This window comes from Methylosinus sp. Sm6, assembly GCF_019802345.1.
Lineage (GTDB): Bacteria > Pseudomonadota > Alphaproteobacteria > Rhizobiales > Beijerinckiaceae > Methylosinus.
The window spans coordinates 48,356-73,169 of sequence record NZ_JAINDZ010000026.1 but is presented as its reverse complement, the minus strand read 5'-3'; the positions used below and the strand labels follow the sequence as shown (position 1 = coordinate 73,169).

The 24,814-nt window shown below is 66.4% G+C and carries 25 protein-coding genes; 9 read left to right on the top strand and 16 right to left on the bottom strand.

The genetic code is table 11. The annotated features are described in order from the left end of the window. Positions 1-277: 277 nt before the first annotated feature. The 3 genes from folK to K3F48_RS16680 form a co-directional block, all read right to left on the bottom strand. On the bottom strand, positions 278-811 hold the full coding sequence (folK, locus tag K3F48_RS16690; protein WP_222576563.1) for a 2-amino-4-hydroxy-6-hydroxymethyldihydropteridine diphosphokinase: 534 nt from the start codon (positions 809-811) through the stop codon (positions 278-280). 9 nt (positions 812-820) lie between these two features. Continuing rightward, positions 821-1,684 (bottom strand): dihydropteroate synthase, encoded by an 864-nt coding sequence (gene folP, locus K3F48_RS16685; protein WP_255609205.1) that lies wholly within the window; start codon positions 1,682-1,684, stop codon positions 821-823. A 217-nt stretch (positions 1,685-1,901) separates the two neighbouring features. After that, complete coding sequence (locus K3F48_RS16680; protein WP_222576562.1) at positions 1,902-2,279, bottom strand: 4a-hydroxytetrahydrobiopterin dehydratase; 378 nt, start codon at positions 2,277-2,279, stop codon at positions 1,902-1,904. Positions 2,280-2,443: 164 nt separating this feature from the next. Between K3F48_RS16680 and K3F48_RS16675 the strand changes: the two genes are divergently transcribed. Beyond that, positions 2,444-3,412, top strand: a complete 969-nt coding sequence (locus tag K3F48_RS16675; protein ID WP_222576561.1) for a beta-ribofuranosylaminobenzene 5'-phosphate synthase family protein — start codon at positions 2,444-2,446, stop codon at positions 3,410-3,412. 99 nt (positions 3,413-3,511) lie between these two features. Here K3F48_RS16675 and K3F48_RS16670 read toward each other — a convergent pair whose 3' ends face one another. Beyond that, the gene (locus K3F48_RS16670; protein WP_222576560.1) at positions 3,512-4,417 is read right to left on the bottom strand and encodes a class I SAM-dependent methyltransferase; all 906 of its coding nucleotides are present in this window, start codon (positions 4,415-4,417) and stop codon (positions 3,512-3,514) included. A 165-nt stretch (positions 4,418-4,582) separates the two neighbouring features. Here K3F48_RS16670 and K3F48_RS16665 point away from each other — a divergent pair, with 165 nt between their 5' ends. Further along, on the top strand, positions 4,583-4,828 hold the full coding sequence (locus K3F48_RS16665; protein ID WP_222576559.1) for a hypothetical protein: 246 nt from the start codon (positions 4,583-4,585) through the stop codon (positions 4,826-4,828). Positions 4,829-4,908: 80 nt separating this feature from the next. Here the strand turns inward: K3F48_RS16665 and K3F48_RS16660 are convergent, their stop codons facing one another. Continuing rightward, positions 4,909-5,475 carry an RES family NAD+ phosphorylase gene (locus tag K3F48_RS16660; RefSeq protein WP_222576558.1) on the bottom strand — a complete coding sequence of 189 codons (567 nt, stop codon included), beginning with the start codon at positions 5,473-5,475 and terminating at the stop codon, positions 4,909-4,911. Then, entirely contained in the window at positions 5,475-5,813 is a 339-nt protein-coding gene (locus K3F48_RS16655) for an antitoxin Xre/MbcA/ParS toxin-binding domain-containing protein (RefSeq protein WP_222576557.1), read from the bottom strand. The genes K3F48_RS16660 and K3F48_RS16655 overlap by 1 nt, the downstream gene beginning before the upstream one ends. Positions 5,814-6,462: 649 nt before the next feature. Here K3F48_RS16655 and K3F48_RS16650 point away from each other — a divergent pair. Further along, positions 6,463-8,778 (top strand): ATP-dependent helicase, encoded by a 2,316-nt coding sequence (locus K3F48_RS16650; protein WP_222576556.1) that lies wholly within the window; start codon positions 6,463-6,465, stop codon positions 8,776-8,778. Positions 8,779-8,854: 76 nt separating this feature from the next. Here K3F48_RS16650 and K3F48_RS16645 read toward each other — a convergent pair whose 3' ends face one another. The 4 genes from K3F48_RS16645 to K3F48_RS16630 form a co-directional block, all read right to left on the bottom strand. Further along, entirely contained in the window at positions 8,855-9,586 is a 732-nt protein-coding gene (locus tag K3F48_RS16645; protein WP_222576555.1) for a Crp/Fnr family transcriptional regulator, read from the bottom strand. A 284-nt stretch (positions 9,587-9,870) separates the two neighbouring features. Continuing rightward, complete coding sequence (gene metW / locus K3F48_RS16640) at positions 9,871-10,533, bottom strand: methionine biosynthesis protein MetW (RefSeq protein ID WP_222576554.1); 663 nt, start codon at positions 10,531-10,533, stop codon at positions 9,871-9,873. Continuing rightward, on the bottom strand, positions 10,530-11,693 hold the full coding sequence (locus K3F48_RS16635) for a homoserine O-acetyltransferase (RefSeq protein ID WP_222576553.1): 1,164 nt from the start codon (positions 11,691-11,693) through the stop codon (positions 10,530-10,532). The genes metW and K3F48_RS16635 overlap by 4 nt, the downstream gene beginning before the upstream one ends. Positions 11,694-11,816: 123 nt before the next feature. Then, on the bottom strand, positions 11,817-12,950 hold the full coding sequence (locus tag K3F48_RS16630; RefSeq protein ID WP_222576552.1) for an ATP-binding protein: 1,134 nt from the start codon (positions 12,948-12,950) through the stop codon (positions 11,817-11,819). 92 nt (positions 12,951-13,042) lie between these two features. Between K3F48_RS16630 and K3F48_RS16625 the strand changes: the two genes are divergently transcribed. Beyond that, on the top strand, positions 13,043-14,032 hold the full coding sequence (locus K3F48_RS16625; RefSeq protein WP_222576551.1) for a patatin-like phospholipase family protein: 990 nt from the start codon (positions 13,043-13,045) through the stop codon (positions 14,030-14,032). A 138-nt stretch (positions 14,033-14,170) separates the two neighbouring features. On the opposite strand, the gene K3F48_RS16620 is transcribed toward K3F48_RS16625, so the two are convergent. The 4 genes from K3F48_RS16620 to hrcA form a co-directional block, all read right to left on the bottom strand. Continuing rightward, on the bottom strand, positions 14,171-15,052 hold the full coding sequence (locus K3F48_RS16620) for a tyrosine-protein phosphatase (RefSeq protein WP_222576550.1): 882 nt from the start codon (positions 15,050-15,052) through the stop codon (positions 14,171-14,173). Positions 15,053-15,287: 235 nt separating this feature from the next. Then, positions 15,288-16,295, bottom strand: a complete 1,008-nt coding sequence (locus K3F48_RS16615; protein ID WP_222576549.1) for a DUF2778 domain-containing protein — start codon at positions 16,293-16,295, stop codon at positions 15,288-15,290. Between the two features lie 312 nt (positions 16,296-16,607). Continuing rightward, complete coding sequence (lldD, locus tag K3F48_RS16610; RefSeq protein ID WP_222576548.1) at positions 16,608-17,738, bottom strand: FMN-dependent L-lactate dehydrogenase LldD; 1,131 nt, start codon at positions 17,736-17,738, stop codon at positions 16,608-16,610. Between the two features lie 53 nt (positions 17,739-17,791). After that, positions 17,792-18,892 carry a heat-inducible transcriptional repressor HrcA gene (gene hrcA / locus K3F48_RS16605; protein WP_222576547.1) on the bottom strand — a complete coding sequence of 367 codons (1,101 nt, stop codon included), beginning with the start codon at positions 18,890-18,892 and terminating at the stop codon, positions 17,792-17,794. A gap of 103 nt (positions 18,893-18,995) precedes the next feature. Here hrcA and K3F48_RS16600 point away from each other — a divergent pair, with 103 nt between their 5' ends. Together K3F48_RS16600 and K3F48_RS16595 are read left to right on the top strand one after the other, a co-directional pair. Further along, a complete protein-coding gene (locus K3F48_RS16600) occupies positions 18,996-19,859 on the top strand; it encodes an ABC transporter permease (protein ID WP_222576546.1) in 864 nt (287 codons plus the stop codon). Further along, positions 19,849-20,589, top strand: coding sequence for an ABC transporter ATP-binding protein (locus tag K3F48_RS16595; protein WP_222576545.1), 741 nt, complete (start codon positions 19,849-19,851; stop codon positions 20,587-20,589). Before K3F48_RS16600 ends, K3F48_RS16595 begins: the two co-directional genes overlap by 11 nt. A 180-nt stretch (positions 20,590-20,769) precedes the next feature. On the opposite strand, the gene K3F48_RS16590 is transcribed toward K3F48_RS16595, so the two are convergent. Further along, entirely contained in the window at positions 20,770-21,522 is a 753-nt protein-coding gene (locus tag K3F48_RS16590) for a hypothetical protein (protein ID WP_222576544.1), read from the bottom strand. Between the two features lie 70 nt (positions 21,523-21,592). Beyond that, positions 21,593-21,964: a Rieske 2Fe-2S domain-containing protein gene (locus K3F48_RS16585; protein ID WP_222576543.1), complete on the bottom strand. Its 372-nt coding sequence runs from the start codon at positions 21,962-21,964 to the stop codon at positions 21,593-21,595. A 154-nt stretch (positions 21,965-22,118) separates the two neighbouring features. Between K3F48_RS16585 and K3F48_RS16580 the strand changes: the two genes are divergently transcribed. From K3F48_RS16580 to shc, 3 genes are all read left to right on the top strand, one after another. Further along, complete coding sequence (locus K3F48_RS16580; protein WP_222576542.1) at positions 22,119-22,286, top strand: hypothetical protein; 168 nt, start codon at positions 22,119-22,121, stop codon at positions 22,284-22,286. Positions 22,287-22,532: 246 nt separating this feature from the next. Continuing rightward, complete coding sequence (locus tag K3F48_RS16575) at positions 22,533-22,802, top strand: helix-turn-helix domain-containing protein (RefSeq protein ID WP_255609198.1); 270 nt, start codon at positions 22,533-22,535, stop codon at positions 22,800-22,802. 40 nt (positions 22,803-22,842) lie between these two features. After that, entirely contained in the window at positions 22,843-24,810 is a 1,968-nt protein-coding gene (shc, locus tag K3F48_RS16570; RefSeq protein WP_222576540.1) for a squalene--hopene cyclase, read from the top strand. Positions 24,811-24,814 lie beyond the last annotated feature (4 nt).

The window sequence follows — 24,814 nt, the reverse complement described above, 5'->3', positions numbered from 1 at the left end:
AACCCCCGCAACGCCCACCGAAACCCCTCGTTCGGCGAGCCGCAACCATTTCCGTACAAGGCCTCAATGACAATATCTAGACGGGTTGGTTGCGACTGTCTGATGAGTGGTTCTTTGTCTGCCGATCAGACGGCGTCAGAACGCCGCATACGATCCAACTCCCCACCCGAACCGCGAATGATAGAATTTTTCTATATATTCATATGATACGGATTATAGCCGATAAAATGAACATTATCAGAGCCGATTCCAGAGCCCGCCCATAAGGATACAATTACTACCCGTTAGGGCTGCGTCTCTGTGGCTCAGGTTCGGGCGCTGGACATTCCTCCCACGGGGCGACGCCCTCGGCGGCGACCCGCTGCGCCGCCTCTGCGACGCTCGCTCCGTCGAGCCGCAGATCCGCCCCGATCTCCGCGAGCGGCATCAGAACAAAAGCGCGCGCGAACAACTCTTTATGCGGCAAGGTCAGCTCCGGATCGTCGAGCGTGTGATCGCCGAGGAACAAGATGTCGACGTCGATGAGCCGTGGCCCCCAGCGGCGGGTGGGCGTGCGGCCCATGTCGGCCTCGATCGTCTTCACTGCGGCGAGCAGCTCATAGGGCGTGAGCCTGGTCCAGCCGAGCGCGCAGGCATTGGCGAAATCGCCTTGATCGACATCGCCCCAGGGCGGCGTGCGATAAATGCGCGAGACCGCGTCGAGCGTCGCGATCCCGCGCGCGCCGACGAGCCGAATCGCCTCTCGAATATTGGCCCGCTTGTCGCCGAGATTGCTGCCGAAGCCGAAGCCGACCCGCGTCAGATCGCTCATTTCTCCTCCTCAGGGGGCTTTTAGAGCGTTATCCGATCCGAATGGATCGGATAACGCTCCAGCATTCTTTCGTTTGAGCGAATTCTGATCGATCGGACGATTCCGTTCGATCGGAAAGCGCTCTAGAGTGCCGAGCACGGCGAAGGCCGCTCTGTGCTCGGCCGCGTCATGCACGCGGAACACATGCGCCCCCTGCATGGCGGCGATGAGATTGGCGGCGATGGTGGCGATGAGCCTCGCGTCCACCTCCGCGCCGAGCAGAGCGCCGAACAGCCGCTTGCGCGAGACGCCGATCAGCAGCGGCAGGCCGAGCGCGACGAGTTCCGGAACCGCCCGCAGCGCGGCGAAATCCTGCTCGCGCGTCTTGCCGAAGCCGATTCCCGGATCGAGCAGGATGCGGCTCCTCGGCACGCCGGCCGATTCGGCGATGGCCAGCGAGCGTTCGAAAAAGCGGCGCATGTCGTCGACGATGTCGATCGAGGCGTCGACGCTCTCCCGATTGTGCATGACGACGACGCCCACCCCCGCCTCGGCGATCGCATGCGCCATATCGGGGTCCCGCTGCAGGCCCCAGATGTCGTTGACCACCGCGACGCCGGCGGCCAGCGCGCGCCGCGCCGTCCGCCCCTTGTAGGTGTCGATCGAGACCGGAACGCCGCAATCGGCGACGAGGGCGGCGAGCAGCGGCTCGAGCCGCGCCCATTCCTCTTCCGCCGACAAGGGCGTGTGTCCGGGCCGCGTCGATTCGGCCCCGATGTCGACGATGTCGGCGCCCTCCGCGGCGAGCTTTCGCGCCTGGGCCAGCGCCGCCTGCGGGGCGAGGAAACGCCCGCCGTCGGAAAAGGAATCGGGCGTCACATTGACGATGCCCATGATGACGGGCCGCGTTCCGATGAGCGAGAAGAACCGCTCTCGCGAGGCCTCGGTCGTCGTCGTCACATGTTTCTCCGAAAGTGAAGCGGGTGAGCCGCGCGGATCGAGGCGAGGAGAGAGAGCCAATTCACGTGACGCCCTCTCGCGGCGTGATTCAGCCGATTTGAGCGAGCCTGAAGGCTCGCCCTCGAACGCCAGCCATTTTCATCGACGCCAGTCACGCGTCGTATTTGATGTAGGCGAAGCGCTGGTCGCTCTCGGGCGTGCCCTCGAGCGCGCCGCCCTCCGCGCCGGGCCGCCAGCAGACGACCTCCTCGATCTTGCGGGCGAGCTCGAAATCCTTGTCGGTAACGCCCTTGGCCGTATGCGTCAGCAGCCGCACCTCGAGCCAGGCGTAGGACAGAGTAATGTCCGGATGGTGCCAGGCGGCCTCGGAGAGATGGCCGATCGTGTTGACGGCCATCAGCGTGCCTTTCCAGCCGTGAGTCTTGTATTTGCGGCGGATCCAGCCGTTCTCGAGCCGCCAGTGCGGCAGCTCGGCGGCGAGGCGGGCCGTGACCTCCTCCTCGCTGTAGACGCGCTCCTCTTTCGCCATGACGGTCCCCTCCTCCGTTCGGCCCGGCGGCCGGGCTCTTGCCTTCGCACGCGCGGCGCCTTACTCGGCCATTTCGAATTCGCGCCCGCAGCTCTCGGGTTGCCGGCGCGCGCCGGGAAGCGAGATATAGCGGAAAATCCGCACGAAGTCTGAAACGAGGCGCCATGCCGACCAGAGTGAGCGTCGCCGCGGCCGCGAGACTGCACCTCGGCTTTTTCGACATGAACGGCGCGCTCGGCCGCAGGTTCGGCGGGCTCGGGCTCTCCATCGACGCGCCGGCGACGCGGCTCACGCTCGAGCCGGCGGCGACGACGAGCGTCGCCGGCGCCGACGCCGAACGCGCGGCCATGCTGCTCGGCCGCATGGTCGCGGCGCTCGCCCCCGGCAAGCACTATCGGCTCGTCGTGGACGAGGCCATTCCGCCCCATTCGGGCCTCGGCTCGGGCACGCAGCTGGCGCTGGCGATCGCAGCGGCGCTGCGGCGGCTCGAGGATTTGGCGCAGGACACGGAGGCCGACGCCGAGCTGCTGCAGCGCGGCGCCCGCTCCGGGCTCGGCGCCGGCCTGTTTTCGCGCGGCGGGCTGGTGGTCGACGGCGGCCGCGGCGCGGCGACGCGGACGCCGCCGGTCGTCGCCCGCCTGCCCTTTCCGCCCGACTGGCGCATTCTGCTGGTCCGCGACCCCGCCGCCATCGGCCTGCACGGAGCCGAGGAGCGCAAGGCTTTCGCCGAGCTGCCGCCTTTCTCCGAGGCCGACGCCGGGCGGCTGTGCCGGCTCGTGCTGATGCAGGCGCTGCCGGCGGCGGCGGAGGCGGATTTTGCCGCTTTCGGCGCGGCGATCACGCAGATTCAAGCCGTTGTCGGCGATTATTTCGCGCCGGCGCAGGGCGGCCGCCGCTTCACCAGCGTCGCCGTCGAGCGGCTGCTCGCCGGGCTCGCCGAAGCGGGCGCGACCGGCATCGGGCAGACCTCCTGGGGGCCGACCGGCTTCGCCTTCGCGCCGAATGAAGAAGAGGCGCGACGGCTCGCAGCGCGGGCCCGAGAAGCGAGCGAATCGCGCGGGCTCGCCGTCTCCGTGGTGGCGGGGCTCGACCAGGGCGCCGAGATCGACGCGGTCTATGCGCGAATTGCGTGAGCCCCGGCGGCTCGCGTCCAGCTGCTAAGTCTAGTGATCTGCTTCATCGAATTTGATGGGCTTCGAGAGCGAGCCTGAAGGCTCGCTGTCCGCCCCCCCTCAACTCGACCGGCCCTCGCTCTTATGTCCGGCCGCCTGCACCAGGATGAAGGACGGAAAGGTCGCGTTCCAGGTCTCGACCTTGCACCGCGGCATCACCGCGGGCGGCGGAATGATCGCGCAGCGATGCTTGTAGTCGGCCGCGTCGACGACGAGCCCCGCGTCCTCGAAAATGAGGCGCAAGGCTTCGCGGCTGAAGCGAAAAAAATCGCTCGGATGGGAGTGGAGCGGAAAGCTCTGATGCGTCGCGACGAGGAATATCCCGCCCGGAGCGAGCACGCGGGCGATCTCGCGGGCGGCGATCCAGGGCCGCTCGAGATGCTCGAACACCGCATTGGCGAGGATGCAGTCGAATCTCCCCGACCATTCCGCCGGCAGGGCGTGAAGATCGCCGACCACATCCACGTCCGGCCCGGCGAAAATATCGAGCTTCACATAATCTCGCCGCGCCACCCAAGGAAAGCGCCCATGCGAATGGGTCGAGACGCCGGGGCTCGACTGCAGCGTGCCGGCCTCCAGCACGCTGGCGGGTCGCCGTTCCGCCGCGAGGCGGTCGAACGCCGCCTCGACGTCGATCAGGCTGGGCGCATCCACGAGCGGCGCGCTCCGGCATGCCGACGAGGGCGCGGGCTCGCGGCGGCGCGCGCCCGAGCGGATGAAATGCAGCAGCGGGTTGAGCCCCGAGCGGGCGAGCTCCGGGTGGCTGTCGAGATAGGCGGCGGTCGAGAAGGCCCAGCTCGGATCGCGCTTTTCGACCGCGCCATGGTCGAGATAATGCCGCGCCGGGTCCAGCCCTTTGGCCTTCACGTCGGGATAGACGTGCAGATACCATTCGCCGTTGAAATATCTCGAGGTGCGGATCGAAAAGAGATCGTGGAGGCGCGACAGTTTTCGACGCAACGGCATCCGCTCTGGTCCTCGGCTCTCGCGTGATGGAGCGGCGCAGGCTGCGCCGCCGGTCGCGGCGCGTCATATCGCATGAGACGCGGTTCTGTCTCGCCTTCGCCGAGCCCTGGCCCGGAATCTGCTTTTTGGCGACTCGCAAGGGAAATGTTCGAAAGGGAACAGGAAATGTCCGAGTCGACCGGCGGCTATTTCATCGATTGGGACGGCAAGATGCGCCCCATCGACAGACCCGGCAAAGGGCTTCGCTGCGAGGTGGATTTGAAGGCCAAATATGTGATGGTCTTCAACAAATATGGCGGGCTCGACCATGAGTCGACCTGGTATGCGGATGAAGCCGCCGTCGCCAAGGCGGGCCTCAAGGTCGTCCACGCCGACCTCGACGCGGCGATCCGCATCTCCTCGATCGACTGAGGGGTCGGCCCGACTCTCGGCGCATCCTTCTCCCGCTCGCGGGAGATAAGGCGGCCCCGCCATAGGGCGTGCGAAGAACTTCACGATTCCGTCGCGCTCGCACGCCTCTTCCACGTCTTCCAATCGATCGCCTCGCCGCTGTCGGATTTGAGCTCGATGCTCGCCGGCTCCAGGCGGGACGTGAACAGGATGAGATTGGCGCCGGGCCATCGCGCGCTCGGCGTGACCACTCCGTCGAACCCCAGGAAAAACGCCGCGTCCGCTATGCTCTGCGTTCGTTCGTAATTGCGACGCGGGTAATCCGCGGCCTCGACGCCGAGCGTCTGCAAAGTCGACAGATCGGCCAGACGCAGCGTTTTCGTCGATCGAACGGCCAATTCGAAGCAGAACCAGGCCGGCTTCGAAGGAAATACGGGCTGCAGGGACAATAGCGCGTGAACTTCGGAGATGGCTCCGTCCCGCTCCAGCGACGTATACAACACGTCGAACGCGCCGTTGCACCAGCGGCTCTGGGAAGGGCCGCCGAGGGTCGGATCCCGTCCCGCGGGAGCGACGCGCCACGTGCGCCCTTCGAACGGATCGCGCGGGAATGCGTCGATCGCATCGAGGAGTTGCAGATCGCGCGCCTTGCGATTTTCCGTGGCCATCAGGCGTAGGCGCCGGACGCCAGCGCCTCGATGACGGCGAGCACCGCCTCCGTCCGTCCGGCATTGATGAGATCGATCGCACGCTCGCCGTTCAACATCGGGTGCTTCGCGTGGAGCCACAAGCGCGTTTCGTCGGGCGTGTAGAAGTCCGACAGGCGATCGACGACGTAACGCAGCTCTGCGATGACCGTCTGCGTCCGCAGGTCGGGGGTCGCCTTGCCGCTCGACCAGCGCGAGACAGTGGCCGGCGACACGGCGACGATGTTCGCAATGTCCTTCCCCTGCAGCCCGCCATCGCTGCGAAGATGATCGAGTATCCGGCTGACTGCGGTCGCCATGGTCAAGGCCTGCGCTTCTTTTTTGGATCGTCGCTTCCTCCGGACCCGAGAGATCGGGGCGAGTTGCAGCGACGCTCGTTCCAGACAATTGCATATCGATTTCACAACGTCAATCAGATGAAATCCCGCGCTGCAGCCCCATGTTGATATATGCCGACATTTTTCCTATTTCCTCCCCCGCTTCCGCCGCATGGGGCGGTGCCCGACCGGTCGGGCGACGTCGGAGGGGCGCGGTTCGCAGGGACGGGAGGCGACCCTCTCTCGAAACCCTGCGACGTCACGTCGCCGGCTCCGGCTCCTCGTTCGTGCGGAGGGCCTCGCGAAAGCGAGGCGAGAGCGGGACCGAATATGCGAGGCTCGCACGGGGACCGATTACCCGAAAGGGAGCAAGGACCCTGAGCCCGCAGACGGCGAACAGAAAAGGCAGCCGTGGTCCGGAACGTTCCGGCTCCGACGCTCTCTTCTTTTTTCCGCGGCCGAAAACGGCGCCGCGGCGTTCCGGACCTCCCATCTCCCGCGCCGGAAACGGCGGCGGGGCGGATCATGCGCGCCGATCTCCACAATGGATGAACGGCCGCGGCGCGGAACCAGGGTGATTCGCCTTCCGTTCTCCTATATCCTCGCTGACTCGACCAGGGAGTCCCGCGATTTGACACGTCCCCTTCCGACGGAGGAGTTCACGCCCCGCGAGGGCGGCATAGCGGCCCGCGCGGCGCTCGCCGGCCGCAACCGCTTTCTCGAAGCGCTCAACCCCGAGCAGCGCGCCGCCGTCGAGACGATCGACGGCCCGCTGCTGGTGCTGGCCGGCGCCGGCACCGGCAAGACGCGCGTGCTCACCACGCGCATCGCGCATATTCTCGCCAGCGCCAAGGCGCGGCCATGGGAAATCCTCGCCGTCACCTTCACCAACAAAGCGGCGCGCGAGATGCGCGAGCGCATCGAGGCCCTCGCCGGCCCCGGCGCCGAGGCGCTGCAATGGCTCGGCACATTCCACGCGATCAGCGCGAAAATCCTGCGCCGCCACGCCGAGCTGGTCGGGCTCAAATCCAACTTCACCATTCTCGACACGGACGACCAGATCCGCCTGCTGAAGCAGGTGCTGCAGGCCGAAAATATCGATGACAAGCGCTGGCCCCCGCGCGCGCTCGCGCATCAGATCGACGCCTGGAAGAACCGCGGGCTGACGCCCGCGCAAGTCCCCGCCGGCGAGGCGCGCGGCTTCGCCGACGGCAAGGGCGGCAAGCTCTACGGGCTCTATCAGGAGCGATTGAAAATCCTCAATGCGGTCGATTTCGGCGATCTGCTGCTCGAGGCTCTGCGCCTTTTCCGCGAGAACGCCGATGTGCTCGCCGAATATCAGCAGCGCTTCCGCTATATTCTCGTCGACGAATATCAGGACACCAACACCGCGCAATATCTGTGGCTGCGGCTCATCGCGCAGGGCCGCCACAATGTCTGCTGCGTCGGCGACGACGATCAGAGCGTCTATGGCTGGCGCGGCGCCGAGGTCGAGAACATCCTGCGCTTCGAGAAGGATTTTTCGGGCGCGAAGATCGTGCGGCTCGAGCGCAATTATCGCTCGACCGGCCACATCCTCGCCGCCGCCTCGCATCTCATCGCGCATAATGAAGGCCGGCTCGGCAAGACCTTGTTCACCGAGGGCGCCGACGGCGACAAGCCGACCGTCACCGGCGTCTGGGACAGCGAGGAGGAAGCCCGCGCCATCGGCGAGGATATCGAGCAATTGCGGCGCAAGGGCCATGCGCTGGACGAGATCGCCATTCTGGTGCGCGCCTCGTTCCAGATGCGCGAGTTCGAGGAGCGCTTCATCACGCTCGGGCTTCCGTATCGCGTGGTCGGCGGCCCGCGCTTTTATGAGCGGCTGGAAATCCGCGACGCGCTCGCATACCTGCGCTGCGTCGCGCAGCCTTTCGACGATCTCGCCTTCGAGCGCATCGTCAACACGCCCAAGCGCGGGCTCGGCGACGCGACGCTGCAAGTGCTGCATGATTATTCGCGACGGGCGTCGGTTCCGCTGACGCAGGCGGCGCGAATCATCGTCGAGACCGAGGAGCTGAAGGCGAAGCCCCGCGCGACGCTGCGCAATCTCATGGCCGATTTCGACCGCTGGCGCGGGCTCATCGACACGACGCCGCAGAATGAGCTGGCCGAGCTGGTGCTCGACGAATCCGGCTATACGCAGATGTGGCGCGACGACAAGACGCCCGAGGCCGCCGGCCGTCTCGAGAATTTGAAAGAGCTGGTGCGCGCGATGGAGGAGTTCCCCGATCTCGCGGGCTTCCTCGAGCATGTCTCGCTGGTGATGGAGACGGATGAGGCCGCCGATCAGCAGCGCGTGTCGATCATGACCTTGCATGGCGCCAAGGGCCTCGAATTCGAGACCGTCTATCTCCCCGGCTGGGAGGAAGGGCTGTTCCCGCATCAGCGCTCATTGGACGACAATGGCCGCGCCGGCCTCGAGGAGGAGCGCCGCCTCGCTTATGTGGGCGTCACGCGCGCGAAGCGCCGCCTGAAGATTTTTTTCGCCACCAACCGCCGCATTCACGGCCTTTGGCAATCGACGATTCCCTCGCGCTTCCTCGATGAGCTTCCGGCCTCGGACGTCGAGGTGACGGAGGCGGCGGGCGCCTCGCAATATGGCTCTTATGGCGTGTCGCGCTTCGCCAATATGGATTCTTATGGCTCGAGCTATTCGACGCCCGGCTGGAAGCGCGCGCAGGCGGCGCGCGAATCGGCGCCCGCGCGCCGCCGCGCGCCGCCGACCATCGAGGGCGAGGTGCTGGCGAAGTCGACGGGCTCGTCGCGCTTCGCCATCGGCGCGCGCGTGTTCCACCAGAAATTCGGCCCCGGAACAGTGGCGGCGGTCGACGGCAACAAGCTGTCGGTCGATTTCGACAAGGCCGGGCGCAAGATGGTGCTGGAGAGCTTCGTCGAGCATGGCTGACGCGCGAGCATGCGGGCCTTCAGGCTCGCGGTCCAGGGGCAGGTCGGACCGCGAGCCGTCGGGCCCGCGCGCCGCATCAGAGCACGGCGTCGCGGCTCTCGGCCGCCTCGCGACGGTCCGCGACGCACGCGCCCCTGCCATCGCCACGGCATTCCGCGGCGAGGCGCAGCACATTCTCGACCTGCACGTCGCGCATCTCCGTGCGCACGCCGATGTCGCGCAGCTTGGCGAAGGCGCGCGAGAGCGTCTCCTGCTTCACGCCGAGACGCGCCGCGATCAGCCGCTTGTCATAGGGAAGGCGAATGCTGCAGCTGTCCTCGCCCGGCGGGCACAGCGACAGGATGAACCGCGCGAGCCGCTGATCGGCGTTGAGGCCCTTCAGCGCTTCGATCTCGCCGATCAGCGCGCTCACCTTGCGCGACGCCTCCGCGATCACGGCTCCGGCGAGAGAGGACGATTCGCGCATCGCATTGCGAAAGCGCGTCGCCGGCAGCTTCATCGCGCAGACGTCGCCGATAGCCTCGGCGCCGACGCGATAGTGCTCGCCGTCCGGCGTCAGCGCCTCGTAGAGGCTCTCGCCGACCGCGCAGATGTTGATCAGAGTCTCGTCGCCGCAGGCGGCGGTGCGCGACAGCTTCACATAGCCCTCGAGCACGACGACCACGCAGAGCGCGCGATCGCCTTGGCGGAAGATCGTCGCTCCATCGTCGAAAGATTCGATCTTGGAGTCGCGCGCCAAGCGCTGCAACGTCTGCCCATCGACAGACGCGAACAGCGGCACGTCCCTCAGAGACGGCGTCTCGGGCATCGAGCGCTCCGGGCGAACCCCATTTCGCCGACGGATTGGCGCGCAAATCGCGCTCCGTCGATCATTATTGGCAATCTATCGCGATCGGAGGCGCTGGGAAAGCTGTGGGGCAGTGACGAGAGGTCGCGCAGGAAATTGCGAGACGTCGCGCGAGACGCAGAGACGGCTTTGAATTTGCGGGCCTTGCATTGTCTCGCCCGGGCCCGCCGCGGATTTGGGCGAATATGCGGAGCGGCGAATTTTGCGCGTCCCTATTCGCGTGCGATTCAACCGTCTACGCGCCATCACGGAGGCGGCGAGATATTTTTTCCTTCGTTGCGCTCGAGCAGAAAAATCGCCTGCGCGCCGAGCAGATTCCACACCCACCAGGGCGCATGCACGCGAATCGGCCGGCCGGAGTGATCGAGCGCGACGCCGCGCTCGATATGTGCGCCGATATCGGCGACGAGCTCGACGAAATCCTTGATGGTGCAGAGATGTATGTTCTGCGTCTCGTACCAGTTCTCGGTCAGCGTGGGCGTGAGCGGCATGCGCCCGCCGAGGAGCAGCGACAGGCGCACGCGCCAATGGCCGAAATTGGGGAAGGAGACGATCGCGCGCCGGCCGATGCGCAGCATATTGACCAGCACATCCCTGGGCCGCCGCGTCGCCTGCAGCGTCTGCGAGAGGATCACATAATCGAATCCGTCGGTCGGATAATCGGCAAGATCGGTGTCGGCGTCGCCCTGAATGACCGACAGGCCCTTGGCGACGCAATCATTGACGCCGCGCTGGGACAATTCGACGCCGCGTCCGTCCACCTGCCGCGTCTCGGCGAGCCATTGCAGCAGCGCGCCGTCGCCGCAGCCGACGTCCAGCACGCGGCTGCCCGGCGTCACGATTGCGGCGACGGCGGCGAGATCGACGCGAACCGCGCGCGGCGGCGGAGGCGGGGACGGAGCATTCATGCGCGCGTCCCTCCGGCGCGCGGCGGCAGCCCGCGCGCCGCCGCGGCGGATTCGAGGAAGCCGCGCGTCGTCGCGATGAACTCCGGCTCATGCACGAGGAAGGCGTCATGACCCTTGTCGCTGTCGATCTCGACGAAGGAGACGGACGCGCCGCCGGCGTTGAGCGCATGCACGATCGCGCGCGAGGCGGAGGTCGGATAGAGCCAGTCGGAATTGAAGGCGACGACGCAAAAGCGCGTCTTCGCGCCCGTGAAGGCCTGAGCCAGCGAGCCGCCGTAGTCGGCCGCGAGATCGAAGTAATCGCAGGCGCGCGTCACATAGAGATAGGAATTGGCGTCGAAGCGGTCGACGAAGGCCATGCCCTGATAGCGCAGATAATTCTCGATCTGGAAATCGGCGTCGAAGGAGAAGGTCGGCGCATCGCGGTCCTGCAGCTTGCGGCCGAACTTGCGCTGCAGCGCCGGCTCCGAGAGATAGGTGATATGAGCGGCCATGCGCGCGACGGCGAGGCCCTTCTCGGGCCGCACGCCCTGCTCGAGATAGCGCCCGCCGCGCCAGTCGGGATCGGCCATCACCGCCTGGCGGCCGACCTCGTGAAAGGCGATGTTCTGCGAGGAATGCTTGGGCGCGGTGGCGATCGGCATGGCGGAGAAGACGCGCTGCGGATAGCTCGCCGCCCATTGCAGCACCTGCATGCCGCCCATGGAGCCGCCGGCGACGCAGAACAGCGTCTCTATGCCGAGATGATCGATCAGCATGGACTGGGCGCGGACCATGTCGCGGATGGTGACGACCGGAAAATCGAGGCCATAGGGGCGGCCGGTGGCCGGATCGGTCGAGGCCGGGCCGGTGGTGCCGAGGCAGCCGCCGACCACATTGGAGCAGATGACGAAGAAGCGGTCCGTGTCGAAAGGCTTGCCCGGCCCGACCATCACGTCCCACCAGCCGGGCTTGCCGGTCAGCGGATGCAGATTGGCGGCGTGCTGGTCGCCGGTCAGCGCATGGCAGAGCAGAATGGCGTTGGAGCGCGCGGCGTTCAGCTCGCCATAGGTCTGGAAGCCGATGGTGAGCGGCGCGACGCGCCCCCCGCCGTCGGTGACGAGCGGCCGGTCCGCCGCGAATTCGACGAATCGGCCATATTGGGCGTCGGAAGCGGACATTGTCTCTATAGCCGGCAGCGCTCTCGCCAAATTTTTCGCCTCATGTTCGATTTGCCGAACAATTCGTTCGTCAGCATCGGGGGCGAAGAGGCGATAGTCAAGACCTTGCAAGCGCGGAGAGCGTCAGTCCCCTGGCGGCGTCGGAATGGCGAACAGAGTCGGGATGGAAAAGCGGAAGGCCGCGCCACGCTCCGGCTCGCTCTCGACCGATATCCGCCAGCCGTGGCGGTCGGCGATGGATTTGCAGATCGCCAGCTCTATGCCGGCGCCGGCGTATTCGACTCCGGCCGGGCGGCTGAAGGGCTCGAAAATGCGCTGCGCGAACTCCGGGTCGAAGCCGACGCCGCGGTCGGCGATTTCGAGCGTCAGCATGGCGGCCTCGTCCACCGCGCCGGCGATCGTCACCTCCGCGGCGCTGCCGGGCTTGCGATATTTGACGGCGTTGGCGACGATGTTCTGGATGAGCCGCTCGAACTGCGCCCTGTCGGCGATGAAGGTCGCCTCGGGAAGATCGATGTGGAGCCGCGTCTCGCCCCAGGGGATCGACGGGGCGATCTCCTCCAGAGAGCGCCGCACCTCCTCGCCGAGCTCCAGAATCTCCAGACGTTGATCGCCATAGATCGTGCGGGCGTAGATCAACAGGTCCTCGACGAGGACGCGGGCGCCGAGCGCGCAATGGCGCATGCGGCTGCTCGCCTGCACGACCCCGGCGCAGTCTCCCGCGGCCATCGCCGCCTCGAGACGTTCGGAGCAGTCGACGATCTCGGCCAGCGGCTGATGCAGGTCGAGCGAAGCGACATAAGCGAATTGCGCGAGCTGCTCATTGGCGCGCTCCAATTCGGCGACGCTGGCGCACAGCTCGCGCTCGACCGCCCGGCGTTCGCTCATGTCGAGCACGGTCGCCGTCACGACGAGGCCGGCGGCGGTCTGTGCGGGAGCGAGGCCAATCTCGACCGGGAACTCGCTGCCGTCGCGGCGGCGCGCCCGGATCGTCATCGTCGGCCGGGCGCCCATCATCCGTCGCGACGGATCGGCGCAGTAGAAACGGCGCAATTGCGCGTGGCGGCGGCGCAGCCGCGCCGGCACGAGCAATTCCACCGGACGGCCGATCAGCTCGGCGCGAGCATAGCCGAACATGCGCTCCGTCTCCATATTGGCGTAGCGCACGAAGCCGTCCGCGCCAGCCATGATGATCGCCGCCGGCGACGCCTCGATCATGTCACGAAAATGCACGAATCCAACGGCGTCCATGCTCATCTGCGCGCCCCCTTGCGCGGGACCCTGTCGCGCGGCGCGACGGCCGATGCTACAGATATGTGGGTTCGGTGGGACGATAAAAAGGGTTTCCTATGCAAGAGGATAGCGCGGGACGACCGACGCCCGCGGGCGCCGGCTCGACGCTGGGAAAGCGCAAGATCGGCCTCGCGCTCAGCAGTGGCATGGCGCGCGGCTGGGCGCATATCGGCGTTTTGCGCGCGCTTCGCCGCCTCGGCGTGCGATTCGACGTGATCGCCGGCGCATCGGCGGGCGCGCTGGTCGGCGGCTGCTTCCTCGCCGGCAAGCTCGACGAGCTCGAGGACTGGGCGAGCTCGCTCACCAGACGGCGCATCATGTCCTATCTCGATCTCCAGCTCGGCTATGGCGGCCTCATCAAGGGCGATCGGCTGCACATGGAATTGCGCCGCGCGCTAGGGCCGCTGCGGATCGAGACCCTGCCCATTCCCTTCGTCGCCGTCGCCACCGATCTGGTGACGGGTCACGAGATCTGGCTGCAGAAGGGCGATCTCGCCGACGCGTTGCGCGCTTCCTTTTCGCTGCCGGGCCTGTTTCCGCCGATCGAGCTCGAAGGGCGCTGGCTCGCCGACGGCGCGCTGGTGGACCCGCTGCCGGTCGCCGCCTGCCGCGCGCTCGGCGCCGAATTGGTGTTCGCGGTCAATCTCAACACCGACATCATCGGCAAATCGCGCGACGCGGCGCGCCTTCCCGCGACTATGGGCCTCGATCCGCTCACTCTCGCGGAGGACAAGCAGAAGCCCTTCATGTCCTCTCTGACCGACAGCCTCACGCGCGGCATTTTTCGACGCGATCCCGACCGGCCGAGCATTTTCGGCGTCATGACCACATCGCTCGCCATCATGCAGGATCGTCTCACCCGCTCGCGTCTCGCCGGCGACCCGCCGGATGTCCACATCACGCCGCGCGTCGGTCATATCGGCCTCGTCGAATTCGATCGCACGGAAGAGGCGGTGCGCGAGGGCGAGGAGGCGGTGGCGCGCCGTCGCGACGAGATTGCCGACGCGCTCGAGGTGATGCGGCTGATGCGCGGCGGCGCCGCCTGAACGAGGCGTCGCGTCACCGCGCCGCGCCGGCGCTCGAGCCGCAAGCCGGCAGAGAACATCTCGCCTACTTCCTCTTCGGATGCGGGCTCGGCCGCCTGTGTCGATCCGGTGACGTCCGCGCCGCTCACGAGCCCGCGATCATCGAAAGATTGCTCGCACGCGGCCGAGAAAATCGCGCCAGCCGTCGCCATCGCCGCCGTCGCCCGTCGCGGCATGCGGTCCGTGACCGCCCCCAAAGGTTCGCGTCGATCGCGCATGCGCATTGGCGGCCGCGACGGCCGCACGCGAGGGCGCCGGCAGCCGCGAGGGCGGCTCGTTCGCCAAAATCATCCGCGGCCGGCCGAGCACCAGCAGAGCCGCCTCCTCCTCGCCGACGCGCTGCGCCGCCGCTTCGAATCCTTGGCCGAGATTGGGTCGCCGCCGTCCGACGCCATGCGCGTCCGATGCGAGAATATGCGCGCGTCCTTCGTCCAGCATGCGCTCGGCCCAATAGCGCGGCGCGCGTCCGAACGCGCCGACGAGCGAGCCTGCCGTGAGCTGCATGAGCACGCCGCTCTGATAGAGCTTTTCGATCGACGCATAATGCGAGCCGATCCAGGACAGGCGCTCGGGATGCGTGAGGACGGGAACGTAACCGGCGAGCAGCAGGCTGAAGAAGGATTCGACGAGCCGAAGCGGCGCCACGTGATGCGGCGGCTCGACCAGCACATAGCGCGTGTCGGCGATCGACAGCACGCGCCCGGAGCGCAGCCCTTCGACGAGATCGGGCGCGAGATGGACATCGGCGCCGGAGACCAGCGTCAGCGGAATATCGTTCTGGTCGAGCTGGTCCTGCAGCGCGCGGATCGCGAGGCGAATCTCCGGGCCGGTATTGTGATAGAGGCCGGGCAGTATATGCGGCGTGCAGGCCTGGATGGTGACGCCGTCCGCGACCGCCATGCGCGCCATGTCCAGCGCCGTCGCGAGATCGGCCGCGCCATCGTCGACGCCCGGAAGAAAATGAGAATGAAGATCGATCATCGGTGAATCTTGGCGAGTGCAAACGAGTAAAGGAACGCTTCCGCGCGGCAATGCGCGGGCGGCGAGAGCCGACGCCGCGTCATTCGTTTCCTCTCTTCGAGGCGCCAAGTCCATACGTAACTATACGCCGCGCGCGTCGGTGAAGGCGCGCGATTCGAGCATAGAAAATGCGAGGGCGGCGGGAGCGCATCGCGCCTCCGCCGCCCTGCCCGAAGATGATCTCGTCGCGCCTGGTTCAGTCGAGCCGGGCGACGACGACGAGCCGCTTGACCTCGCCCTTTTCGAAGGCGCGAAGGAAAGCCGCATAATTCTTGAAGGACACGCAGCCGTTCGAATCGCCGCGCGCGCCGAGCATATAGGTATGCGCGAGCAGGCCGACGCGGCCGAAGACGTTGCCCTCTCCACCGACCGGCGTCAGCCGGATCGCGCGCACGCCGTGGAAGGGCTTCTCGCGCAGAGTGAGATCGTAGACATGCGGCGGCGTGACGCCATGCATGCGCACATGAGCGAAGCGCGGATCGTCGAACTTGTCGCCGAGTCCGGAATGCGCCTCGAGCTTGGCGCCGTTCGGCAGATAGACCGTATGGCCGGTTATGTCGTAGACGGCGGTGCCCTCTTCATAGCGCAGCGCCGGATTGGCGCTCGCGCGCCAAGCGTCGGAAACTCGCGTGTCGGATGGCGCATAGGCGAGCGCCGAGGACGTCGGCTGCAAAGCGCCGAAGAACTTCTCGAATAGCGAGCGATTGTCGGCCGGCGCGGGCGACAGCGCGGTCTTCTTCGCCGCAATGTCGCGCGCCGGCGCGCGAAACCCCTCGCGTCCGAACGGAAAGGCGAATTCGGACGGGCGGCGCGGCGGCGTCGGCGCGATGCGCTCGGCGACGGGCGCGCGTGGCGCCGCCGCGGAGGCGGGCGCAGCCTCGGAACGCGCGGCCTCTGAAGTTTTGGCCGGCTCGGCCGCCTCCGTCTCGCCATTCGTCGCCGATCCGCTCCGCGCCTCGATCGGCGCGAGCGAAGCGACCTCCGCCACAACTCGCGAACGCAGATCGACGAGCATGGCGCCGAAGGGATTGGAAACCGACCGGACGGCGGCCTGACCGGCATCTTTGTCGCCATCGGCGACGCAGATCAGCGCGCCGGAGGTCGCGGCGCCGGCGAGAAGAACGGCCGAGAAGACGATTCTGCGGGAAAAGGCGCGGCGGTTTTCGGTGTAGAGCTCGTTATTGTCGCCGGTCGTCTGAGTCATTCACCCCCACTTTCGGAGCTGTGTCCGTAACGCACTCGGTTACGACGCTTGCACTGCGTCGAGTCACTGGAGAAATGCCACACGAGATACAGTTCATACTCGCAGGCACGGCATGATACGTAGACTGAATTTACAATTTGGCGCTTTTTTGACGGGTTGTTTTTTGCTTTCCAATCTAGACCTTCACCATTACCTCCGAGAGAATGTCGCGAGAAGGTAAACAGGACGGAAATTTCGGCGGACGCCGGCTGAAAAGCAGCGCTTCGGGACCGCGGCGGCGGCGGCGGCCTGTGATCGATGCAGGACGGAGCGTCAGGCGAGGATCGAGCGGTCGATCGCAGCGATCGAGGAAACGCCCGTCAAAATCATCGCGGTGCGCATTTCCGCGGCGAGAAGGTCGAGCATCGTCTCGACGCCGCCGCGCCCGCCCGCCGCCAGGGCGAACGTCGCGGCGCGCCCGAGCATCACGCCCCTCGCGCCGAGCGCCAGCATGCGCACGACGTCGAGTCCCGAGCGCACGCCCGAATCGGCGAGGATTGTGAGCTCGCCTCCCACCGCGTCGGCGATCGGCGGCAGCGCTTTCGCCGTCGAAAGCGCGCCGTCGAGCTGGCGGCCGCCGTGATTGGAGACGACGAGTCCATCCGCGCCGAAGCGGACGGCCTCACGCGCGTCCTCGACGTCCAAAATGCCCTTGAGGATCATCGGGCCGGGCCAGAACTCGCGGACCCATTCGATATCCGGCCAGCCGATGGTCGGGTCGATATTGCGGCCGAGCCAGCCGATGTAGTCGATGAGGCCGGTGCGCTTGCCGAGATATCTGGAAATATTGCCGAGATCGTGCGGGCGCCCCATCAGGCCGACGTCATATGTCCAGCCCGGCCGCCCCATCGCCTGAGCGAGGCGGCGCGTGCGCACGAAGGGCCCGGAGAGGCCGGAATGCGCGTCGCGATAGCGCGAGCCGTGGACCGGCAGATCGACAGTGAAGACGAGCGTCTCGACCCCGGCGGCGCGCGCCCGCTCCAGCATGTGCCGCATGAAGCCGCGGTCCTTCAGCACATAGAGCTGGAACCAGATCGGCCGCGGACAGGCGGCGGCCACCTCCTCGAGCGGGCAGATCGACACGGTGGAGAGCGTGAAAGGAATATTCCTCGCCATGGCCGCCGCCGCAGACTGCGCCTCGCCGCGCCGCGCCGCCATTCCGGCGAGGCCGACGGGGGCGAGAGCGACCGGCAGGGCGGCGGGGCGGCCGAAGAATTCGGTTGCGAGCGAGACCTCGGGCAGGCTGCACAGCACGCGCTGGCGCAGCCGCACGGCGCGCAAATCCTCGAGATTGGCGCGCAGCGTCGTCTCGTCATTGGCGCCGCCGTCGATGTAATCGAAGAGGAACCGCGGCAGTCTTTTCCGCGCGGCGTCGCGGAAATCGGCGGCGCAGGAAATGATCATCGCCTCGTCATCCGAGCGTTCATATCGTCTCGACGCTCATTTGGCTCCGACGCTCATTTGCCGCCGCCGGCGACGATCCGCGCCACCACCTTGGCCGTGTAATCCACCATGGGCACGATGCGCGCATAATTGAGCCGCGTCGGGCCGATGACGCCGAGCGCGCCGACGATGCGCTTGTCCCCGTCGCGCAGGGGCGCGGCGATCATCGACGAGCCCGAGAGCGAGAACAGCTTGTTTTCGGAGCCGATGAAGATGCGCACGCCTTCCCCCGTCTCGGCCCGCTCCAGCAGGTCGATGACTTCGGTCTTGGTCTCGAGGTCGGCGAACAGCAGGCGAATGCGCTCGAGATCGGCCATGGCCGTCAAATCCTCGAGCAGATTGGCCTGGCCGCGAACGATGAGCTGGCGGTGCTCCGCCCCGGCGCCGCCCCAGCTCGCGAGGCCCGCCTCGACCAGCCTCGCCGTCAGCGTGTCGAGCTCCGTCTGCGCGGCCCTGCGCGCCGTTTCGATCTCGCTGCGCAAATCGGCGAGGGTGCGGCCGCGGATGCGGGCGTTGAGATAATTCGCCGCCTCGACCAGCGAGGAGGCCGGCAGATCGCGCGGCACCTGCAGAACGCGGTTCTCGACCGAGCCGTCCTCGCCGACGAGAATGGCGAGCGCCCGCTCCGGCTCGAGCCGCACGAATTCGATCTGCTTCAGCCGCGCATTGTCCTTGCTGGTGACCACCACCGCGGCGCCGCGCGTCAGCCCCGAGAGCAGGCTGGTCGCCTCCGCCAGCACGCGCTCGAGATCATGATCCTTGGAGGCGGCCTCGACCTGAGCCTCGATCTGCGCCCGCTCGTTCTCCTCCATGTCGCCGATCTGCAGCAGCGAATCGACGAAGAAGCGCAAGCCGAGCTCGGTCGGCATGCGGCCGGCGCTGGTGTGAGGCGCATAAACGAGGCCCAATTCCTCGAGGTCCTGCATCACATTGCGGACCGAGGCCGGCGACAGCGTCATCGGCAGCAGGCGGGACAGCTGGCGCGAGCCGACCGGGTCGCCGCTCGCGAGGTAAGTGTCGACGATCTGGCGGAAAATCTCGCGCGGACGCTCGCCGAGATTGGCGAGGCCGCTCGATCCCGGCGGCGGCGCGTGAGGATGGCCCATGCGGATCATGACGAGAGAATGGCGCCTCGGCGGCGCGGGTCAAGCCTCCTCTCGATCTCCTCTCGACCGTCCGTGTCGGCGACCGTTGACACGAGCGGCCGCAAACTGGTCTATGCGGTTCGGCGCAATCACCTTTCCATGGAGCCCTGACCTGCAGTCGCTCGCCCCGACCTCCCTTTCGGCAGCCGTCGCCCCCTTCGAGCGCGCCTGGCATCACCGGGAGCTGATCCGCGCCGTGGTGCGCCGGGAGCTCACGGTGAGGTTCCGCGGCTCCGTGCTCGGCCCGCTGTGGGCGGTTCTGTCGCCGCTCGTCATGCTGCTCACCTATACGGCGCTGTTCTCCATCACGCTCCCTCAGCTGTCCGAGGGCATGAGCATCGCCAAATACGCGGCCGGCATCTTCATCGGGCTGACCGTCTTCAACCTGTTCAGCGAGCTCGCCTATCGCGCGCCGATGCTGCTGCACGAGCATGTCACCTTCGTCAAGAAGTCGATCTTCCCGAGCGAGACCATCGCCTGGGTGGCGACGATCCGCGCCTTCGTCTACGCGGGCGTGAGCTTCGCCGTCTATATGGCGTTCCGCCTCGTCACCGCGCAGGAGCTGCCGTGGACGATCCTGCTCACGCCGCTGCTCGTCATTCCCTTCGCCTGCTTCATGATGGGACTCGTCTGGTTTCTGATGGCGCTCGGCGCCTTCACGCGCGACGTCGCCCATATCATGGTGTCGGTGGTGCCGGTGCTGATGTTCGCGACGCCGATCTTCTATCGGCTCTCGCAAATGCCGCCGAAGCTCACCTTCTGGCTGCGCTTCAACCTGATCGGGGACTATATCGAGATGCTGCGCGGCGTGGCGCTCGACGGGGTTCTTCCCGATCCCTTCGCTTACGTCGCGCTGGTGGTCGTCTCCTATGGCGTGTTCATCTTCGGCTACCAATTCTTCATGCGCTACAAATCGGTGATCGTCGATGTCATCTGAGCCCATCATCCGCTGCGAGGGCGTCGGCAAGGCCTTCCAGCTCTATCTGCATCGCAACGACCAGCTGAAGCAGGTGCTGTTCGGCCTGTGGCGCAAGTTCTACAAAGAGCATTGGGTGCTCCACGACATCGGCTTCTCGATCGGCAAGGGCGAGAAGGTCGGCATCATCGGCCGCAATGGCGCGGGCAAGACCACGCTGCTGCAGATTCTCTGCGGCATCACGCGGCCGACGCGCGGCTCCTTCGAGGTTAAGGGACGGGTGGCGCCGATCCTCGCGCTCGGCTCGGGCTTCGACGGCCTGCTCACCGGGCGCGAGAACGCCCTGATCGGCGGCGCCATTCTCGGCCTCAAGCGCAATGAGGTGGAGAAGCGCCTGCCGGCGATCGCCGCTTTCGCCGATATCGGCCCCTTCTTCGATCAGCCGATGCGGCTCTACTCGAGCGGCATGGTGGCGCGCGTCGCCTTCGCCATCTGCGCCAACGCCGACGCCGACATTCTCATCGTCGACGAGGCGCTGTCGGTCGGCGACGAAGTGTTTCAGGCCAAATGCGAGGCGTTCATCTCGGATTTCGCCAAGAAGGGGACGATCCTGGTCGTCTCCCACGATCTCCACTTCCTCGCCACCCTCTGCGACCGGCTCATCTGGATCGACGACGGGTCGGTGCGCGCGGTCGGCTCGCCCGAGGAGGTGATCCCGGAATATAAGGAAGTCGTGCTCGCGGCGGCGTGAATCAGAAAAGCCGGCCGCCCGAAAAGCGAGCCCTAAGCCTCGCGGTCCAAACGCGGCGCTGGACAGCGAGGCTTCAGGCTCGCTCTTTCCAGCATCGGTTGGTCGCCGAGCTCAGGCTCGCGACGACGGCCGAGGCGACCGCCGTCTTCTCATCGGAAGCAATCTTGCTCGGCGGCGCCTTCAGTTGCGGCGCGCCAGCGAGCGGAGGAAGCCCTCCATGTCCTCGGTCAGCTCCTGATCGATCGCCGGCGCCAATTTGAGCAGCAGATTGGCGACGAATGCCTGATCATTGCGCTTTTCCTCGAGCACCTCGCGCAGCACCGGGACATTGTCCTCGATATGCGTGAGGAAGGAGATTCCCTTCTCCAGCGTGTCCGTCCAGCGCTCGCGGCTCCACAGCGCCAGCGGATACATGATCTCATGGACGAAATTGGATTTGCGCGCCTGCTCGAAGAAGCGGATGCCGGAGTTCCAATTCTCCTTGGCGCGCAGCGGCGGCGGCGGGATGTCGCCGAGCAGCATCTTCTTGCCGGCGGCGCCGACATGGTCCTCGAGGCTGATGGGCGGATCCATCGGCGTGCGGAAGCTCCACAAGGAGGTGGCGCCCGGGAAATCCTTGCCCATGCTCTCGACGAGCGCGGCTTCGACCTTATCCGTCGCGGCCTTGTCGCCCTTGAGCGCCGCGGTCATGAAGAAGGCGAACAGCGCGTCGCCGCCGTAATTGACCGCCGCGGAGCCCTTCAATTGCTGGGCGGTGAGCTTGGGGGTCACGCCGTCGGCGGGAACCGTGACATCGCCGGCGCGCAGCGCGGTGATGAAGGTGGTGATCTCCAGCCAGCCCATATAATTGGCGATGAAGGCGTCCGGGTCCACATAGACGATCGCCAGATTGAGGGGCTGCTTGCGCTTCTGCAGTTCCGCCATGTCGGTCATGAATTTTCCTCGCTGTCCTCTCTTTTCCCGGCGCCGCGCGCTGGTCCGTCCCCCGCGCCGACGCCCGCCGTCACTCGTCCGCCAGCATCACTCCGGTGATGCAGAGATCCCCGTCGTCGACGACGAGCGAGAGAGGCGTCAGCTTCGCGCCCTGGCAGGGGCCGATGAAGCAATGGCCCGTGTCGATGTCGAATTGCGCGCGATGCCGCCCGCAGGTGAGAAAATTGCCGTCCTCGTCCAGGAACACGCCCTGCGTCGTGTCGAGCCGCATGTTCTCGTGCGGGCAGGAGTTCTCGAAGCCGAAGAAGTTGTTGCCCTTGCGGGTGATCAGGATCGGCCAGGGCTTGGTGTCGCCATTGTCGTAGGCGCGCATCAGGACGAAGCCATGGGCCTGGCCGTCCTCTATGTGGCCTGTTCGACAAATCACAAAAAGATCGTCCATCGGCTTGACCCCTTTCCAACAAACGCCGCGTCGCGACAAGAACGCGGCGAACTCTGGAAATGTTTTTAGCAAGGGATGAGCCAGCCGCCGCCGCGCTTGACGATATAGGAAGATCACTATATTCGAGATCGTCCCGAATTGAGAGGGCTCCCATATGGACCACTCGGCGACCGAGCGCAGAGAAATCGAGGCGGAGGCCGGCTCCATCGCGCTCCGAACAGATGCGACGTTCGAGAGAATCGAGCGGCACATGCGGCATATTCGATGGATGCTCGCGCTCACGCTCCTATTGCAACTGCTCACGCTGACGAAGCTCTGCTGAGCGACCCAAAGGGCATCGGGTGATGGAAAAACAGCCTTTCACCCTCGTCCTGAGGAGCTCGCGAAGCGGGCGTCTCGAAGGACAGCCACGGGCGAGACGCCCGGGATTCGTCCCTTGGCCGTCCTTCGAGACGCCGCCTGCGGCGGCTCCTCAGGACGAGGGTTAGGGATTATCATTCACTCGATTGCCCAGCGACCCGGACAGAGGACGATGAAAGGGGCAGAGCAACGAGTTGCGCATGAGCTTATGCGTCAGAGCGACGACAGCACCCTCAAGGCGCAGCTGGTCGGCAAGATCGGCCGACTCATGAAGGAGCGCGGCTTGAAGCAGGTCGAGGCCGCCTGCCTGTTCGGCGTCAAGCAGCCGGACGTCTCCAAAATGCTGCGCGGCGACTTCCGGCAGTTCTCGGTCGAGCGGCTGCTGCGTTTCCTCGTCGCGCTCGGACAGGATGTCGAGATCGTGGTCAAGCCGCCGAGCGGCGCCGAGGCGCCGAGCCTGCGCGTCGCGCGGTTGTGACCGAAGGATTTTATACGCACGATCGGACGAAAGGATCGAGATGACCGCGACGGCGCTGGCGACGAAGACGCCCGACTACTCCACCGAGACGCTCGACGTGAGCATCACGCGGGCGACGACGGCGCTCACCGCGCTCGGCAAGGCGGACGGACATTGGTGCTTCGAGCTCGAGGCGGACGCCACCATTCCCGCCGAATATGTGCTGATGCGCCATTATCGCGACGAGCCGATCGATCATGTTCTCGAAGGCAAGATCGGCAATTATCTGCGCCGCATTCAGGGCGCGCATGGCGGCTGGCCACTGTTCCACGCGGGCGCCTTCGACATGAGCGCCAGCGTGAAGGCCTATTTTGCGCTGAAGATGATCGGCGACGACATCGACGCGCCGCATATGAAGCGCGCGCGCGAGGCGATCCTCGCGCATGGCGGCGCGGCGCGCAGCAATGTGTTCACGAGGGCGCTGCTCGCGCTCTATGCGCAAGTTCCATGGCGCGCCGTGCCGGCAATGCCGGTGGAGATCATGCTGCTGCCGAAATGGTTCCCCTTCCATATCGACAAAATCTCCTATTGGGGCCGCACCGTGCTCGTGCCGCTGCTGGTGCTGCAGAGCTTGAAGCCGCAAGCAGTCAATCGGCTCGGCGTGCATATTCGCGAGCTGTTCACGACGCCCCCCGAGGAGGTGAAAGACTGGCCCAAGGGCGCGCATCAGCATCCGGCGCTGATCGCCGTCTTCGGCGCCATCGATAAATTCCTGCGCGCCGCCGAGCCCTATTTTCCCAAGGGCCCGCGCGCCCGCGCCATCAAAGCGGCCGAGGCCTTCGTGACCGAGCGGCTCAATGGCGTCGACGGACTCGGCGCGATCTTCCCCGCAATGGTCAACAGCCTCGAAATGTATGACCTGCTCGGCGTCCCCGCCGACGACGAGCGCGTGAGGCTCGCGCGCGAATCGATCGAGCGCCTGCTGGTGATCAAGGACGACGAAGCCTATTGCCAGCCCTGCGTCTCGCCGGTGTGGGACACGGCGCTCGCCTGTCACGCGCTGCTCGAGGTCGGCGGCGAGGAGAACGAGGCGCGCGCGCGCGCCGCGCTCGAATGGCTGGCGCCGCTGCAGGTGCTCGATGTGAAGGGCGACTGGGCCGTGCAGCGTCCCGATGTGCGGCCCGGCGGCTGGGCTTTCCAATACGCCAACCCGCATTATCCCGACGTCGACGACACCGCCGTGGTGGTGACGGCGATGGACCGCGCTTTTCGCGGCGCCGCGCAGCCCTATGACGAACGCATCGCCCGCGCGCGCGAATGGATCGAAGGGCTGCAGAGCCGCAACGGCGGCTGGGGCGCCTTCGACGCCGACAATGAATATTACTATCTCAACCACATTCCCTTCGCCGATCACGGCGCGCTGCTCGATCCGCCGACCGCCGATGTTTCGGCGCGTTGCGTCTCGATGCTCGCGCAGCTCGGCGACAAGCCGGAGTCGAGCCCGCGGATGAAGGAAGGCGTCGACTATCTGCTCACCGAGCAAATGCCCGACGGCAGCTGGTTCGGCCGCTGGGGCATGAACTATATTTATGGGACCTGGTCGGCGCTCTGCGCGCTGAACGCCGCCGGCGTCGCGCCCGAGCATCGCGCCATGCGCCGCGCGGTCGATTGGCTCGTCGCCATTCAGAACGAGGACGGCGGCTGGGGCGAGGACGGCGACAGCTACAAGCTCGACTATCGCGGCTATGAGAAGGCGCCGAGCACGCCCTCACAAACGGCTTGGGCCATGCTGGCGCTGATGGCGGCGGGCGAGGTCGGCCATCTCGCGGTGGCGCGAGGGATCGCTTATCTCCAGGCGCAGCAGGCCGAGGACGGCCTGTGGACGGAAGAGCTGTTCACCGCGACCGGCTTCCCCCGCGTGTTCTATCTGCGCTATCACGGCTACGCCAAATTCTTCCCGCTATGGGCGCTGGCCCGCTACCGGAACCTGCAGAGAGGCAACAGCAAAATTGTCCAGACCGGCCTCTAGACGC